12 protein-coding genes are annotated in these 14,233 nt (G+C 61.7%); 9 read left to right on the forward strand and 3 right to left on the reverse strand.

Annotated elements, in window-relative coordinates; genetic code table 11:
• Positions 1-50 precede the first annotated feature (50 nt).
• Positions 51-863: a prolipoprotein diacylglyceryl transferase gene (gene lgt, locus ACZRKZ_RS15200; RefSeq protein WP_463981969.1), complete on the forward strand. Its 813-nt coding sequence runs from the start codon at positions 51-53 to the stop codon at positions 861-863.
• Positions 864-914: 51 nt separating this feature from the next.
• Positions 915-1,886 (forward strand): thymidylate synthase, encoded by a 972-nt coding sequence (locus ACZRKZ_RS15205; RefSeq protein ID WP_463967735.1) that lies wholly within the window; start codon positions 915-917, stop codon positions 1,884-1,886.
• A gap of 56 nt (positions 1,887-1,942) precedes the next feature.
• On the opposite strand, the gene cadR is transcribed toward ACZRKZ_RS15205, so the two are convergent.
• The gene (gene cadR, locus ACZRKZ_RS15210) at positions 1,943-2,392 is read right to left on the reverse strand and encodes a Cd(II)/Pb(II)-responsive transcriptional regulator (protein ID WP_463981970.1); all 450 of its coding nucleotides are present in this window, start codon (positions 2,390-2,392) and stop codon (positions 1,943-1,945) included.
• An 84-nt stretch (positions 2,393-2,476) separates the two neighbouring features.
• Between cadR and ACZRKZ_RS15215 the strand changes: the two genes are divergently transcribed.
• The 7 genes from ACZRKZ_RS15215 to ACZRKZ_RS15245 all read left to right on the forward strand — a co-directional run bounded on the left by ACZRKZ_RS15215 (position 2,477) and on the right by ACZRKZ_RS15245 (position 11,455).
• A complete protein-coding gene (locus tag ACZRKZ_RS15215) occupies positions 2,477-4,738 on the forward strand; it encodes a heavy metal translocating P-type ATPase (RefSeq protein ID WP_463981971.1) in 2,262 nt (753 codons plus the stop codon).
• 16 nt (positions 4,739-4,754) lie between these two features.
• Positions 4,755-5,621, forward strand: a complete 867-nt coding sequence (locus tag ACZRKZ_RS15220; RefSeq protein ID WP_463981972.1) for a LysR family transcriptional regulator — start codon at positions 4,755-4,757, stop codon at positions 5,619-5,621.
• A gap of 177 nt (positions 5,622-5,798) precedes the next feature.
• Positions 5,799-6,863 (forward strand): putative 2-aminoethylphosphonate ABC transporter ATP-binding protein, encoded by a 1,065-nt coding sequence (locus ACZRKZ_RS15225; RefSeq protein ID WP_463967739.1) that lies wholly within the window; start codon positions 5,799-5,801, stop codon positions 6,861-6,863.
• A 1-nt stretch (position 6,864) separates the two neighbouring features.
• Positions 6,865-8,589, forward strand: coding sequence for a putative 2-aminoethylphosphonate ABC transporter permease subunit (locus ACZRKZ_RS15230; protein WP_463981973.1), 1,725 nt, complete (start codon positions 6,865-6,867; stop codon positions 8,587-8,589).
• Between the two features lie 33 nt (positions 8,590-8,622).
• Positions 8,623-9,639: a putative 2-aminoethylphosphonate ABC transporter substrate-binding protein gene (locus ACZRKZ_RS15235; RefSeq protein ID WP_463981974.1), complete on the forward strand. Its 1,017-nt coding sequence runs from the start codon at positions 8,623-8,625 to the stop codon at positions 9,637-9,639.
• A 128-nt stretch (positions 9,640-9,767) separates the two neighbouring features.
• Positions 9,768-10,904: a TIGR03364 family FAD-dependent oxidoreductase gene (locus tag ACZRKZ_RS15240; RefSeq protein ID WP_463981975.1), complete on the forward strand. Its 1,137-nt coding sequence runs from the start codon at positions 9,768-9,770 to the stop codon at positions 10,902-10,904.
• Positions 10,901-11,455, forward strand: coding sequence for a phosphonate degradation HD-domain oxygenase (locus ACZRKZ_RS15245; RefSeq protein WP_463981976.1), 555 nt, complete (start codon positions 10,901-10,903; stop codon positions 11,453-11,455). The genes ACZRKZ_RS15240 and ACZRKZ_RS15245 overlap by 4 nt, the downstream gene beginning before the upstream one ends.
• On the opposite strand, the gene ACZRKZ_RS15250 is transcribed toward ACZRKZ_RS15245, so the two are convergent.
• Positions 11,452-12,825, reverse strand: a complete 1,374-nt coding sequence (locus ACZRKZ_RS15250) for a GTPase/DUF3482 domain-containing protein (protein ID WP_463981977.1) — start codon at positions 12,823-12,825, stop codon at positions 11,452-11,454. The two genes, ACZRKZ_RS15245 and ACZRKZ_RS15250, sit on opposite strands and share 4 nt — an antisense overlap.
• A complete protein-coding gene (locus tag ACZRKZ_RS15255; protein ID WP_463981978.1) occupies positions 12,818-14,197 on the reverse strand; it encodes a DUF2868 domain-containing protein in 1,380 nt (459 codons plus the stop codon). Before ACZRKZ_RS15255 ends, ACZRKZ_RS15250 begins: the two co-directional genes overlap by 8 nt.
• Positions 14,198-14,233 lie beyond the last annotated feature (36 nt).

Consider the following 14,233-nt stretch of genomic DNA (forward strand, 5'->3'; position numbering starts at 1 on the left):
GTCCCGGCATGGTCCGTGCGCAATAACGAATGATTTAACGAGGAGTCGCAATGCTGCCTTACCCGCATATCGACCCGGTGGCCCTGGCCATTGGTCCGCTGAAAATCCACTGGTACGGGTTGATGTACCTGATTGGCATCGGCGGTGCATGGCTGCTGGCTTCCCGGCGTCTGAACCGTTTCGACCCGACCTGGACCAAGGAGAAGCTCTCCGACATGGTGTTCTGGATGTCGATGGGCGTGATCGTCGGCGGGCGCCTGGGGTATGTGCTGTTCTACGACCTGAGTGCCTACATCGCCAACCCGACGCTGATTTTCGAAGTGTGGAAAGGCGGTATGGCGTTCCACGGCGGTTTTATCGGTGTGATGGTCGCGGCCTGGTGGTTCGGCCGACGCAACGGCAAATCGTTCTTCCAACTGATGGATTTTATTGCACCGATGGTGCCGATTGGCCTGGGCGCCGGGCGTATCGGCAACTTCATCAACGCCGAATTGTGGGGCAAGCCGACCGATGTGCCGTGGGCCATGGTGTTCCCGGCGTTCAGCGACCCTTCGCAACTGCCGCGCCATCCGTCGCAGCTGTACCAGTTCGCCCTGGAAGGCGTGGCGCTGTTCCTGATCCTCTATATTTACTCTCGCAAACCGCGGCCTACCATGGCGGTATCGGGGATGTTCGCGCTGTTCTACGGGATTTTCCGCTTTATCGTCGAGTTCGTGCGGGTACCGGATGCGCAACTGGGCTACCTGGCGTTTGGTTGGGTGACCATGGGGCAGGTTCTCAGCATCCCGATGATCCTCGCCGGCCTGGGTCTGCTGTGGTGGGCTTACAATCGCCCGCAACCGATCAAGAACACCGCGCTTTAAATTCGAACGCCGAGGCCTGAGGGCTTCGGCTTCAACGATGCAGGTAATGACATGAAGCAATATCTCGATCTGGTGTCCCACGTCATCAAGAACGGCACCAAGCAGGCCAACCGTACCGGCGTGAATACCATCAGCTTTCCCGGTGCGATGCTGCGCTTTGACCTGCAGGAAGGTTTTCCGGCGATCACCACCCGAAAAATGGCCTTCAAATCGGCGATTGGCGAGATGGTCGGCTTCCTGCGTGGGGTGAACAACGCTGCTGAATTCCGCGCCCTGGGTTGCAAGGTCTGGGACCAGAACGCCAACGAAAACGCCCAATGGCTGGCCAACCCGTTCCGCCAGGGGGATGACGACCTTGGCGAGATCTACGGCGTGCAATGGCGCAAATGGCCGGCGTACAAGCAGATTCCGGTCAGCAACCAGGCTGCCATCGAGCAGACCCTAAGCCAGGGTTACCGCCAAATCGCCGAAGGCGAGGAAGACGGTCAGGCCTATGTGGTGCTGTACAAGGCCATTGACCAGATTCGCCAGTGCGTCGACACCATCATCAAGGACCCGGGCAGCCGGCGTATCCTGTTCCATGGTTGGAACTGCGCCCAGCTCGATGAAATGGCCTTGCCGCCGTGCCACCTGCTGTACCAGTTCCATCCCAACGTTGAGACCAGGGAAATATCCTTGACGCTCTATATTCGCTCCAACGATTTAGGCCTGGGCACGCCGTTCAACCTCACCGAGGGCGCCGCGCTGCTGAGCCTGATCGGCCGTCTGACGGGTTACACGCCGCGCTGGTTCACCTATTTCATCGGTGACGCCCACGTCTACGAAAACCATCTGGACATGCTCAACGAACAGCTCAAGCGCGAGCCGTTCGCGGCGCCCAAGCTGGTGATCAGTGACCGTGTGCCGGAGTTTGCCAAGACGGGTGTGTACCAGCCGGAGTGGCTGGAGCAGATCGAACCGAGCGATTTCTCGCTGGAAGGTTACGAGCACCATGCGCCGATGACAGCGCCGATGGCGGTCTGACACTAGAGCCGACTTGTTGTGGCGAGCGGGCAAGCCCGCTCGCCACAGGGGCGATTTTAGTGGCCGTGGCTCCTGCCCACATGGGAATGCTCCGCCTCACTCGCCGCCACACCTCCGCTGACCTCCAGTCGCTTCAAAATCCCACATTGATCAATATCCGGCCCTTCGCCACAACGCTGGCGCAGGTCGAGTAACTGTCCCTGTAACGCCAACAACCCATCGATCCGCGCCTTGACGTGGTGGATGTGCTCGTCGATCAGCGCATTGACGTTTTCGCACTGGTCCTGCGGGCTATCTCGCAAACCCAGCAGGCTGCGAATTTCTTCAAGGGTCATGTCCAGACTGCGGCAGTTGCGGATAAAGGTCAGCCGCTCGGTGTGGGCCTGGGTGTACAAGCGGTAATTGCCCTCGCTGCGCGCGGGCGGCGGCAGCAGGCCTTCCTTCTCGTAATAACGGATGGTTTCCACCTGACAATCCGTCAGTTTTGCCAATTCACCGATCTTCATCGCAGCAATCTCCAAAAGGGTGCTTGACCCTATAGTGGCTACAGGGTCTTTACTTGGCAACAGGCACCTTTCCGGACCCGACCAATGAGCGACTCTATCCACACCCCGCACAAGCATGATCATGATCATGACCATGACCATGACCACGGCGAAAAGCTTCAGCCTGTACAAAAGCATGATCATGGCAGCTCTTGCTGCTCCGGCGCCGCGGCACCGTCCCTGGTGCAATTGAGCGAAGCGCCCACCGCAGGCTCCAGGCTGAGCACCTTCCGCATCGAAGCCATGGACTGCCCCACCGAGCAGACGCTGATCCAGAACAAACTGGGCAAGCTCGCTGGCGTGCAACAACTGGAATTCAACCTGATCAACCGCGTCCTCGGTGTGACCCATGACTTGCCGACAACGGCACCGATCATCGAGGCCATCAAGTCTCTGGGGATGCAGGCCGATCCGATCGAGGAAGGTATCGCCGCCGCCGCGCCTCCGGCCAAGAAACACTGGTGGCCATTGGCGCTGTCCGGCCTCGGTGCCTTGGGCGCCGAAGTGCTGCACTTCACCAACGCCGCACCGACTTGGGTGATTGCCTTGGTGGCGCTGGTGTCGATCCTCAGCGGCGGCCTCACCACCTATAAAAAGGGCTGGATAGCCCTGAAAAACCTCAACCTGAACATCAACGCCCTGATGAGCATCGCCGTGACTGGCGCGGTCCTCATCGGCCAGTGGCCGGAAGCGGCCATGGTGATGTTCCTGTTCACTGTGGCCGAGTTGATCGAGGCCAAGTCCCTGGACCGCGCGCGCAACGCCATCAGCGGCTTGATGCAGATGACTCCGGAGCAGGCCACGGTTCGTCAGGCTGACGGAAGCTGGATTGAAAAAGACGTTAAAACCATCGAACTGGACGCTATCGTACGGGTTCGTCCCGGCGAGCGCATTGGCCTGGACGGCGAGGTGGTGTCCGGCCAGTCGACCATCGACCAGGCGCCCATCACCGGTGAAAGCCTGCCCATCGAGAAAACCGTCGGCGACAAGGTTTTCGCCGGCACTATCAACCAGGCCGGTTCCCTGGAATACAAAGTCACCGCGGCAGCCAACAACTCCACCCTGGCGCGGATCATTCACGCCGTGGAGCAGGCTCAGGGGGCGCGGGCGCCGACCCAGCGCTTTGTCGATAGCTTTTCCAAAATCTACACCCCGGTAGTGTTCCTCTTTGCCTTGGGTGTGGCCGTGATTCCACCGCTGTTCATGGGCGGCATCTGGTTCGACTGGATCTACCGCGCGCTGGTGTTGCTGGTAGTGGCTTGCCCGTGTGCGCTGGTGATTTCCACCCCGGTGACCATCGTCAGCGGCCTGGCTGCAGCCGCCCGCAAAGGCATCCTGATCAAGGGTGGTGTGTACCTGGAGGGCGGTTACAAACTCGACTACCTGGCCCTGGACAAGACCGGCACCATCACCCACGGCAAGCCGGTGCAAACCGATTACCTGGCGCTGTTCCCCAACCTTGAAGACAGTGCGCCGGCACTGGCGGCGAGCCTTGCTGGTCGTTCCGATCACCCGGTGTCCCTGGCCATCGCCAACGCGGCTGTGGATAAAAAACTGCCCGTGCATGCTGTGGATAACTTCGAAGCCCTGACCGGTCGTGGTGTACGCGGCGAAATCAACGGGGAAATCTACTATCTGGGCAACCACCGTCTGGTGGAAGAACTGGGCCTGTGTTCACCGGCCCTGGAAGAAAAACTCTTCGCCCTGGAAAAACAGGGCAAGTCCGTGGTCCTGCTGCTGGACAAATCCGGCCCGCTGGCACTGTTCGCTGTGGCCGATACCGTCAAGGACAGCAGCCGCGAAGCGATCCAGCAGTTACACGACCTGGGTATCAAAACCCTGATGCTCACCGGCGACAATACCCATACCGCCCAGGCGATTGCCGCTCAGGTCGGCATCGATCAGGCCCAGGGCGACCTGTTGCCCACCGACAAACTGCAAGCGATTGAAGCCCTCTACGGCAAGGGCTATCGGGTCGGCATGGTTGGCGACGGTATAAACGACGCCCCGGCGCTGGCCCGTGCCGAGATCGGTTTTGCCATGGCCGCCGCCGGTACCGACACCGCCATCGAGACCGCCGACGTGGCGCTGATGGACGATGACCTGCGCAAGATTCCGGCATTCATACGGTTGTCGCGGCAAACGTCGAGTATCCTCAAGCAGAACATCGCCCTGGCGCTGGTGGTCAAGGTGATCTTCCTCGCGGTGACCTTCCTCGGAATGGCCACCATGTGGATGGCGGTGTTCGCCGACATGGGCGTGAGCCTGCTGGTGGTGTTCAATGGTCTGCGCTTGTTGCGCAAATAGTCGATGTGAGGGTGGTGTGCTGAGTGCTGAGCTGAAGGCGTTTTATATGGTCGCCCGCCTGGGTAGCATTACCCAGGCGGCGAAAAAGCTAGGCCTGAGCCAGCCCACGGTGACCACCCAGGTTCGCCATCTGGAAAGCCAGTATTCGGTTGAGCTGTTCTATCGGGGCGGGCGCCGCCTGACGGTCAGTGACGAAGGTGCGCGGCTGCTACCGATGGTCAAGGCGTTGTTGCAGCAGGAAAGCGATATCGAGTTTTTCCTGCGCAACAGCGGCCAGGTCCAGGGCACGTTGAGAATTGCCGCGACCGCTCCGTACTACATCCTCGGTTTGGTAAAAACCTTTCGCGAAAGGCTGCCCCAGGTGGAAGTCTCGGTGGAGATCGGCAACTCCCAGCAGGTGCTGGAAGCGCTGGAAGACTACCGGGTGGATGTCGCCGCGTCGTCGCAATTGCTGGAAGACCCGCGCCTGATTCGTCGGGTATTGGGCACCGATCCGCTGGTGTTGGCGGTACATCGCAATCATCCTCTGGCGGTGCTGGACCCTGTGCCGTTGAGCGCCCTGGCCGGGCACACCTTATTGATGCGCGAAGCAGGTTCCACCACTCGGCGGCTGACCGAAGAAATGTTGCAGGGCACGGGGGTGAGTTACGGCCCGCTGCTGGAGATTGGCAGCCGGGAGTCGATTCGCGAGGCGGTGCTGCGCAATATTGGCATCAGCATCATTGCTCGCCAGGAAGTGCCCCATGATCCGCAATTGCGGGTGCTGACCATCGAGAATGCGCCGCAGATTGCCGAATACCTGTACTGCCTCAAGGAGCGAAAGGGTGCGCGGTTGCCGGCGGCTTTTCTGGGGTTGGCGCAGGAAATGTCGCCAGCGGGCTGACTACCTTGTGTGGCGATCGGGCAAGCCCGCTCGCCACACAAGGTATGCTCGCCACAAATAATTGTTCAGCCCTACCCAAATCTACCAATACCACTATCGCTCACTTTTGCCTTCCTGCCACACGAGCTACGCATTTGCTCCCTAGGATGGCCTTCATCAGTTTGATGAGGTGCCTCCATGAACACAGCCATGACCAACCCCGGCGCGCCGATGAAGGTGCGCGGTATCCAGAAGCGTTTCGGCGCCTTTACCGCTCTGGACAACGTGTCCCTGGATGTCGCCGCCGGTGAACTGGTGTGCCTGCTCGGCCCATCCGGCTGCGGCAAGACCACCTTGTTGCGTTGTATCGCAGGGCTGGAGCGCCAGGACAGTGGCGAGTTGTACCTGGGTGAGCGCGACGTTTCCCTGCTGGCCCCTCAGGCGCGGGACTACGGCATTCTGTTCCAGTCCTACGCGTTGTTTCCCAACCTCACTGTCGAAGCGAACATCGGCTACGGCCTGGCCGGCAGCGGCCGCGATGAAGTACGCAAGCGCGTCGGGCAGATGCTGGAACTGGTGGGCCTGCTGGGCAGCGAAAAAAAATACCCCGGCCAACTCTCCGGCGGCCAACAACAACGCGTGGCCCTGGCCCGTGCCCTGGCGCCCGCACCGTCGCTGTTGTTGCTTGATGAGCCGATGTCCGCCCTCGACGCCCGCGTGCGCGAGCATCTGTGTACCGAACTGCGCCAATTGCAACAGCGCCTAGGCATCACCACCCTGATGGTCACCCACAATCAGGACGAGGCCATGCTGATGGCCGACCGCATCGCCGTGATGAACAACGGCAAGGTCGAGCAATACGCCACTCCCCAGGAAATTTACGATCGCCCGGCCACGCCTTTCGTCGCCGAATTTGTCGGCCAAGGCAACTGGCTGCCGTTCAGCCGCAACAGCGCCAGCCATGCCCAGGTCGGCGGGATGAATGTGCGCCTGGCCGAAAACTCTGGCAAAGCGGCATCAGGTCGTTTGTTCTGCCGCCCCGAAGCCATCAGCGTCAACCCGCCAGTGCATGAGGAAAACCTGTTCCCGGCCAAGGTCCGCGAGATCACCTTCCTCGGTAACCGCTGCCGCATGAGCTTTGAACTGGACCAATTGCCTGGCCATCCGCTGCTCGCCGAATTGGCCCCGGAAGCCATGCCGCGCCTCGGCGCCCAGGACATCTGGGTCGCGCTGCCGCCACGCAGCCTGCAGGTGTTTGCCTGAGATGGCCGCCGACATGACCCTGCCGATACCCGGCAACGTGGCTCGTCAGGCTTCCCGTGCCGAACGCGGCGACCGCATTTTCGTACTGGGCGGCAAGCTGCTGCTGTTGCTCCTGCTGGGCGTGGCGGTGTTGCTACCGCTGCTGGCGATCTTCTGGCGTGGTTTCAGCGCTGAGGATGGGCAGGGCGGTGGCCTGGTGGCTGCGCGCGAGTTGCTCACCAGTGACAATTTCCACTGGCTGCTGGGCAATAGCCTGAAGGTTTCCCTCAGTGTCTCGGCCATCGTCGTACCGCTGGCCTACCTGTTTGCCTACGCGCTGCAACGCACACTGATCCCCGGCAAGGTCATCTGGCGCGGCATGTCATTACTGCCGCTAATGGCGCCTTCGATGCTGCCGGGTATCGCACTGGTCTATCTGTTCGGCAACCAGGGAATGTTGCGCGGGTTGCTGTCGGACAACATCTACGGCTTCTGGGGCATTGTCATTGGTGAAGTGATCTACACCTTTCCCCATGCGCTGATGATCCTATTGTCGGCGCTGTCCCTGGCGGATGCGCGGCTGTTCGACGCGGCGTCGAGTATGGGTGCAAGCCCCGCCCGGGCTTTTCGCAGCATCACTTGGCCGGCAACGCGCCAGGCGGTATTCGCGGCGTTCTGCCTGGTGTTCACCCTGACCATCACCGACTTCGGCGTTCCTGTGGTGGTGGGCGGCGACTATCAAGTGCTGGCGTTGGAAGCTTACAAAGCGGTGGTCGGCCAACAACAATTTGGCCGTGGCGCCTTGATCGGCATGGTACTGCTGCTGCCGGCGCTGTTCAGCTTTGGCGTCGATGCCTGGCTGCGCCGTCGTCATGGTGACTCCATGAGCGGTCGCGCCCAGGTCTTTCAACCTGCGCCATCGCGGCTGCGGGACGGCTGTTACCTGGCCATCGTCCTGCTGATCTGTGCGGTGTTGCTGCTGGTGTTCGGCATGGCGGTCTATTCATCGCTGGTGAAGTTCTGGCCCTATAACCTGTCGCTGTCGCTGAACCATTACCAGTTCAACGACACGGCGGGCGGCGGCTGGCTGGCCTATCGCAACAGTTTGACCATGGCCCTGTGCACGGCATTGATTGGCAGCGTGCTGATCTTCACCGGCGCCTACCTGATGGAAAAGACCCACGGCCAACGCGGCCTGAACCTGGCATTGCGCATGCTCAGTTTCGTACCGATGGCGGTACCGGGCCTGGTGCTGGGCCTGGGCTACGTGTTCTTTTTCAACCTCCCCGGCAACCCGCTGCATGTGTTCTACGGGACCATGACCCTGCTGGTGGTGTGCACCATTGCTCACTATTTGACCACCGCACAAATGACCGCCACCACGGCCCTGCGCCAACTGGACGCGGAATTTGAAGCCGCCGCGTTGTCCCTCAAGGCGCCGCTTTACCGCCACTACCTACGGGTCACCGTGCCGATTTGCCTGCCGGCGTTACTGGACATCGTGCGCTACCTGTTCGTCTCGGCGATGACCACTGTCTCGGCGGCGATCTTCCTCTACAGCCCCGACACCATCCTCGCGGCGGTGGCGGTTCTGAACATGGACGACGCCGGCAATGTTGGCGGTGCGGCGGCCATGTCCACGCTCATTCTGTTCACCTCGGCGGGCGTATCGCTGCTGCTGGCGTGGGCCTCACGCGGTTTGTTGCGCCGCTCCCAGGCCTGGCGCCAAACCGCGCCTGGTCAATAAATAAATCCGTCCCCATTAAAAAGGAACTGCACCATGTTCAAGCCCCTGGCGTTAGCCGCTGCTGTGCTCACTGCGTTCAGTCTGAATGCCTTCGCTGCGAAAACCGAGTTGACCGTCTACACGGCCCTCGAAGCCGAGCAGTTGAAGACCTACAAAAAAGCCTTCGAAGCCGCCAACCCAGATATTGAAATCAAATGGGTGCGCGACTCCACCGGGATCATCACCGCCAAGCTGCTGGCTGAAAAAGTCCGCCCGCAGGCTGACGTAGTCTGGGGCTTGGCCGCGTCCAGCCTGGCCATTCTTGATCAACAAGGCATGTTGCAAAGCTACGCCCCGAAAGAGCTGGGCAAGATCGGCGCGAACTACCGTGACGCCGCCAACCCTCCGGCCTGGGTCGGCATGGACGTGTGGGCCGCGACTATCTGTTTCAACACTGTCGAAGCTGAAAAGCAGGGCCTGACCAAGCCGATCAGCTGGCAAGACCTGACCAAGCCCGAGTACAAGGGCAAGATTGTCATGCCCAACCCGGCGTCGTCCGGCACGGGCTTCCTGGATGTCAGCGCCTGGCTGCAGACTTTCGGCGAGAAGCAGGGTTGGCAGTACATGGACGACCTGCACCAGAACATCGGCCAGTATGTTCACTCCGGTTCCAAACCGTGCAAGCTGGCGGCTTCCGGTGAGTTCCCGATCGGGATTTCCTTCGAATACCCAGCCGTTCAGTTGAAACGCCAAGGCGCGCCGCTGGACATCGTGCTGCCCAAAGAGGGCCTGGGTTGGGACATCGAAGCCACCGCCGTAATCAAGGGCACCGCTCATGAGGACGCGGCGAAGAAGCTCGCCGACTTCTCTGCCAGCACTGCCGCGATGGACCTGTATAAAGAGAACTTCGCCGTTCTCGCCCAGCCGGGTATTGCCAAGCCGCAGACCGAATTGCCGGCTGACTATGAGCAGCGGCTGATCAAGAACGACTTCGCCTGGGCTTCGAAAAACCGCGACAACATCCTGACCGAGTGGCGCAAGCGCTATGACGGCAAGTCGGAAAAACAATAACTACCACCGTTACTGTAGGAGCGAGCTTGCTCGCGAAAAACCTGAGAGCGACGCGTGCATTCAGGATGCCGCGTCATCGTTAACGTTCTTCGCGAGCAAGCTCGCTCCTACAAGGGGCAGCGAAATTCATGACACATCACAGCGATCTATTGATCATCGGCGCCGGCATCCTCGGCCTTTCCCATGCCTACGCCGCCGCCAAGCGTGGCTTGCGGGTCCAGGTGTTCGAGCGCAGCGCCACGCCGTTGGGCGCCTCGGTGCGCAACTTCGGCCAGGCCCTGGTCACCGGCCAGCCGCCAGGCCCGATGCTCGACCTGGCACGGCAAAGCCGTGACATCTGGGGCCAATGGGCGCAGTTGGCCGGCATTCAGCTCAAGCGCAACGGCTCCTACTTGTTTGCCCGCACCGAAGCGGAAGAACATTTGCTGGAAGCTTTTTGCGCCGGCCGCGCCCGGGAGCATGGCTACCGCGTTGAGCTGCTACAGGGCGCTGCGATGAATGATCTGTACGGCGGCCAGTTCCGCCATCACCGCGCTGCGCTCCTTGGCCAGGACGATCAGCAACTGTATTCGCGCGAAGCTATCCCGGCGTTGATCAACTACCTGAGTCGCGAACTCAAGGTGGAGTTTCACTTTTCCACGCTGGTACGCGACGTCGAGCCCGGTCAGGTGCATACCACCGCCGGGACTTTTCGCGGTGAGCAGATCATCGTCTGCTCCGGTCATGACTACCAAACCCTGCTGGCCGAGCACATTGCCGAACTCAATCCGCAAACCTGCCGCCTGCAAATGCTGCGGGCCAAGCCTCAGGTAGATTTGAATCTGCAGCACGCACTGCTGACCGGCCTGAGCTGCGTGCATTACGGTGCCTTCGCTGACCTGCCGGAAGCGGCGGCGGTACAGGCACAAATCCTTCGTGACACGCCACACCTGCACGAAAACGGCATCCATCTGCTGATCAGCCCGACGCCTTATGGTGAACTGATCATCGGCGATTCCCACCATTACGGTAGCGATCCCTCACCATTCAACGCCGAACAGGTGGATAACTGGATGATCGAACTGGCCGAGCACACGCTAGGCTGCGAGATTCAGGTGCTGGAACGCTGGCAGGGCGTTTATGGTTCCCGCGGGCCGGGGCCGTTTTCGTTCTTGCGGGTGGCGCCGGGTGTGAGTGCGGCGTTGATGCACACCGGCGTGGGCATGAGCGTGGGGCCGGCGATGGCCGAGGGCAATATCACCGATCTGTGGGGAGGAGCTGAATGAAGGTTGAACACGCCATTGCCGAAGTCTTCGGCCTTTACGAGCAACATGGCTCAGCCGATTACATCGGCGAACCGGTGTCGCAGATCGAGCACATGTCCCAGGCCGCGCAACTGGCCATGGCCGAAGGTTTCGATGATGAGGTGGTGTTGGCGGCGTTTTTCCATGACATCGGCCATCTTTGCGGCCAGGGCGGCGAGAATATGGGCGGTTATGGCGTGGTCAGCCATGAGCGGCTGGGGGCTGATTATTTGCGGCGGGCCGGTTTCAGCGAGCGGATGGCGAAACTGGTGGAGTACCACGTCCAGGCCAAGCGCTACCTGACGTTCAGCCAGCCGGATTACTACGCGCGTCTGAGTGAAGCCAGTCGCCGCACACTGGGTTATCAGGGTGGCGTCATGACGGCAGATGAAGCGCGGGCGTTTGAGCAGGACCCGTTATGCGCCGTGAGTCTGCGTATGCGCCACTGGGATGAGCAGGCCAAGGAAATGCATGTGCCGGTGCTGGACCTGGGCCTCTTGAAGGCCAAGGCCCAGCGCTTGTTGGTTGCTTAGGTTTCGTCCAGACGCAGGGCCAGTGCTTCGATCTGCTCCTGGCGCTCGGCCTGGCTCAGTTTGGCGTGAGGGTTGAGGGACGACCATTGCGGATGGGCCCGGGCCTTGTTCAGCGCTTCAGGTAGCTTGCCTTCGCGCCAGGTCTTGTCCTGGGGGGTATCGACCTTGATGCTGTGCATGGCCGCATGGCCTCGCAGATTCAAGGCCTTGAGCAGTTGCCGCTGGCGCAGGGCCAACAGGCGTAACACGCTGTCATCGACGGTCAGTTCCCGCTGGCCCTTGATCTTGCCCAGCAGGCGGCTGCCATAACTGCGGGCGGTTTGCAGCGCGCCACCGGCGATGGCCCCGGCCAGGGCGGCAGCGCCAAGGGTCAGGCCGCCGACCAATAAATCCACACCCGCACCCGCCGCCGCGCCGGCCGCGATACCGCCGCCAACCCGCACACCCAGTTGCTTGAGCGTTTCCGGATTGAACAGGTCGTCGCCCCAGCGGCCATCCAGCAGCGGTAAATCACTGGCGGCGGCATCTTGTGGGCGAAAGCCGAACAGCTTGAGCAGGGCTTCTACACAACGTTGTTCACGCTGGCGTACGGTTTTGCGCAGTTCGCTGATGGCTTGCTGTTCGATATCGGCCTCGCTGACCACGCTACGCCGGCAGGCGGCGCAGTCGATCAGCAGCTCGGCGATCAGCCGGGCGGCGCTTTGCTGACGGGCCTGGCGCTGGGCCTCTTGATCAATAATCAGCCGCTCCAGTTGTGGCCGGGAATGCTCCAGCAACAGGGCCAGGCTTTCATACAGCCGCCGCTCGCCGTCCTCTGGTGGTGCCACGCTGTCGAAGCGCACCAGTGCATGCAGGCCGAGGCGGGCCAGGGCTTCGCGCCAGTCTGGCTCGCGGTGTTCAGCGCTGCTGACAAAATTGAGCACCGGCAACAACGGTTTGCCGCAGCTGGCCAGCACTTGCAGTTCGTCGCGGTACTTGGCCAGCACCGGTTCGCGGGCGTCGATTACGTAGAGCCCGGCGTCGCAGGCCAGCAACTGGCGCAGGACCTTGGCTTCCTGCTCGAAACGCTGCCGGGCTTCGCTGCCTTCCAGAAAGCGCGCCAGCCTGGCCGGGCCGTCGAGGCGTTCGCCGGGGCGGTCCAGACGTTCGAGGTAGTCGAGCAGGGCGATGGCATCTTCCAGTCCGGGGGTGTCGTACAGCTCCAGCAGGGCTTCGCCGTTCACCGACAGACGCGCGCCTTCGACATGGCGGGTGGTGCTCGGGCGATGGGAGACTTCACCAAAGCCCACATCCCGAGTCAGGGTGCGCAGAAGCGAGGTCTTGCCGACATTGGTGTGGCCGACCACGGCAAGTTTCAGCGGTTTAGTCATGACCTGTCTCCAGCCAATTGAGCGGCGCGCAGTCGGCGAATGGCAATTGCAACTGCTGCAAGGCTGTATGCCAATCGCCAAGGCGTTCAGCATCCAGGGCCTGGCCCGGCGGCGCTTGCAGCAGCCAGACACGGGTGGCCGTGGCGCTGCGGGCCAGTTCGGCGATCAGCGCCAGACTGCCGCGATCTGGCGAACGGCGCGGGTCGCAGGCGATGGCCAGGCGCGCGGGCGGGAAACGGGTCAATTGCTCCAGCAGCTTGTGCCGCGATTCGCGGCTGTCGAGGATGCCGGCGTCCTTGACGTTGGCGGGCAGTTTCGGTGGCCAAGGGCGTTGATCATCAAGCTCGATGGCCACCAGTAGGGCGCCGTCGCTTTCCAGGGTGCTGACGCCACCGGTCACGTGATGCAGCTGTTCGGGCGCGGCGTCGTTGACCCCAAGGCGCTCGCTGCTGGGCATCAAGCGCTCACGCAGTTGGCTGTAGCCAGGAAGGTTGAGGTCGAGGCGCAAGGCGGTGCGCCCGCGTTTCCAGCGCCACAGGCACAACAATGCGAGGATCAGTCGGGGCAGGATGCCGTAGATCAGCAGTACGCCGACCAGCCAGGCGGCCCAGGCTTGGCGGGCGCTTTCGATGTTCAGTGCCGAATCGCCGCTGGCGCGGATCATCTCGACGGTGGGCACGCTGAAACCCAGCAGTGCGGGCAGGGCGCCGAGGGTTTGGGTCACGCTGACAAAGGTATCGGCCCGCAGAATGGTGGTTTCCCAGACAAAACCGTAACGTCGGGTCGCCATCAATGTCAGCAGGATCACCAGCGCACTGAACAGGGCCAGCAGCCACAGACCATTGACCAGCACGCCCACCGCCCAGCGATTGAGTTTCTTACGCTGCAACAGGAGCAACAGTGCCGGCGCCAGTTGCGCGGCCTTGGCGTCACGGGCGAGTTTTTCGCTGAGCCACAACCACAGGCGCCCGAGGCTGGCACCATGCTCGCCGGCAAACAACAGGCCCAGGGCCCAGCTCAAGAGCAGGATCAGGTTCAAGCCCAGCAGGCTGCCCAGGGCCCAGAACACATTGACCGGCGCCAGGCCGTTGCCCAGCGCGGCGAATGCCAGGCCGGCGCCGCTGATGATGGCGATCACGGCCAATACCATCAGCGCCAGCCGCGCGCCTTGCAGCCAATGGTGCAGGGCGGCGATCAGGCCATCACGTTCGGCCAGCCACAGGGCGCGGTTTTGAATGCGCGTCGGCAAGTCGCCGCCAGTGCTGCGGGCCAGGCGGTTGGCTTCCTGGTCTTCCAAAGGGCCCGCGTGTTCTTCACGCAGGCGCACGGTTTCTGTCAGCCAGAGTTGGTGCAGGGGAGTCAGAGCAGTCACGCGCCGTCCTGTTGTGCAAGTGAGGTTGGAGCATAA

This window comes from Pseudomonas sp. c313 (genome assembly GCF_055407145.1).

Excerpts from the sequence above, each read along its gene's own strand:
- lgt (WP_463981969.1), top strand. The coding sequence starts at position 51 with ATGCTGCCTTACCCGCATATCGACCCGGTGGCCCTGGCCATTGGTCCG.
- ACZRKZ_RS15205 (WP_463967735.1), top strand. The coding sequence starts at position 915 with ATGAAGCAATATCTCGATCTGGTGTCCCACGTCATCAAGAACGGCACC.
- cadR (WP_463981970.1), bottom strand. The coding sequence starts at position 2,392 with ATGAAGATCGGTGAATTGGCAAAACTGACGGATTGTCAGGTGGAAACC.
- ACZRKZ_RS15215 (WP_463981971.1), top strand. The coding sequence starts at position 2,477 with ATGAGCGACTCTATCCACACCCCGCACAAGCATGATCATGATCATGAC.
- ACZRKZ_RS15225 (WP_463967739.1), top strand. The coding sequence starts at position 5,799 with ATGAACACAGCCATGACCAACCCCGGCGCGCCGATGAAGGTGCGCGGT.
- ACZRKZ_RS15230 (WP_463981973.1), top strand. The coding sequence starts at position 6,865 with ATGGCCGCCGACATGACCCTGCCGATACCCGGCAACGTGGCTCGTCAG.
- ACZRKZ_RS15235 (WP_463981974.1), top strand. The coding sequence starts at position 8,623 with ATGTTCAAGCCCCTGGCGTTAGCCGCTGCTGTGCTCACTGCGTTCAGT.
- ACZRKZ_RS15240 (WP_463981975.1), top strand. The coding sequence starts at position 9,768 with ATGACACATCACAGCGATCTATTGATCATCGGCGCCGGCATCCTCGGC.
- ACZRKZ_RS15245 (WP_463981976.1), top strand. The coding sequence starts at position 10,901 with ATGAAGGTTGAACACGCCATTGCCGAAGTCTTCGGCCTTTACGAGCAA.
- ACZRKZ_RS15250 (WP_463981977.1), bottom strand. The coding sequence starts at position 12,825 with ATGACTAAACCGCTGAAACTTGCCGTGGTCGGCCACACCAATGTCGGC.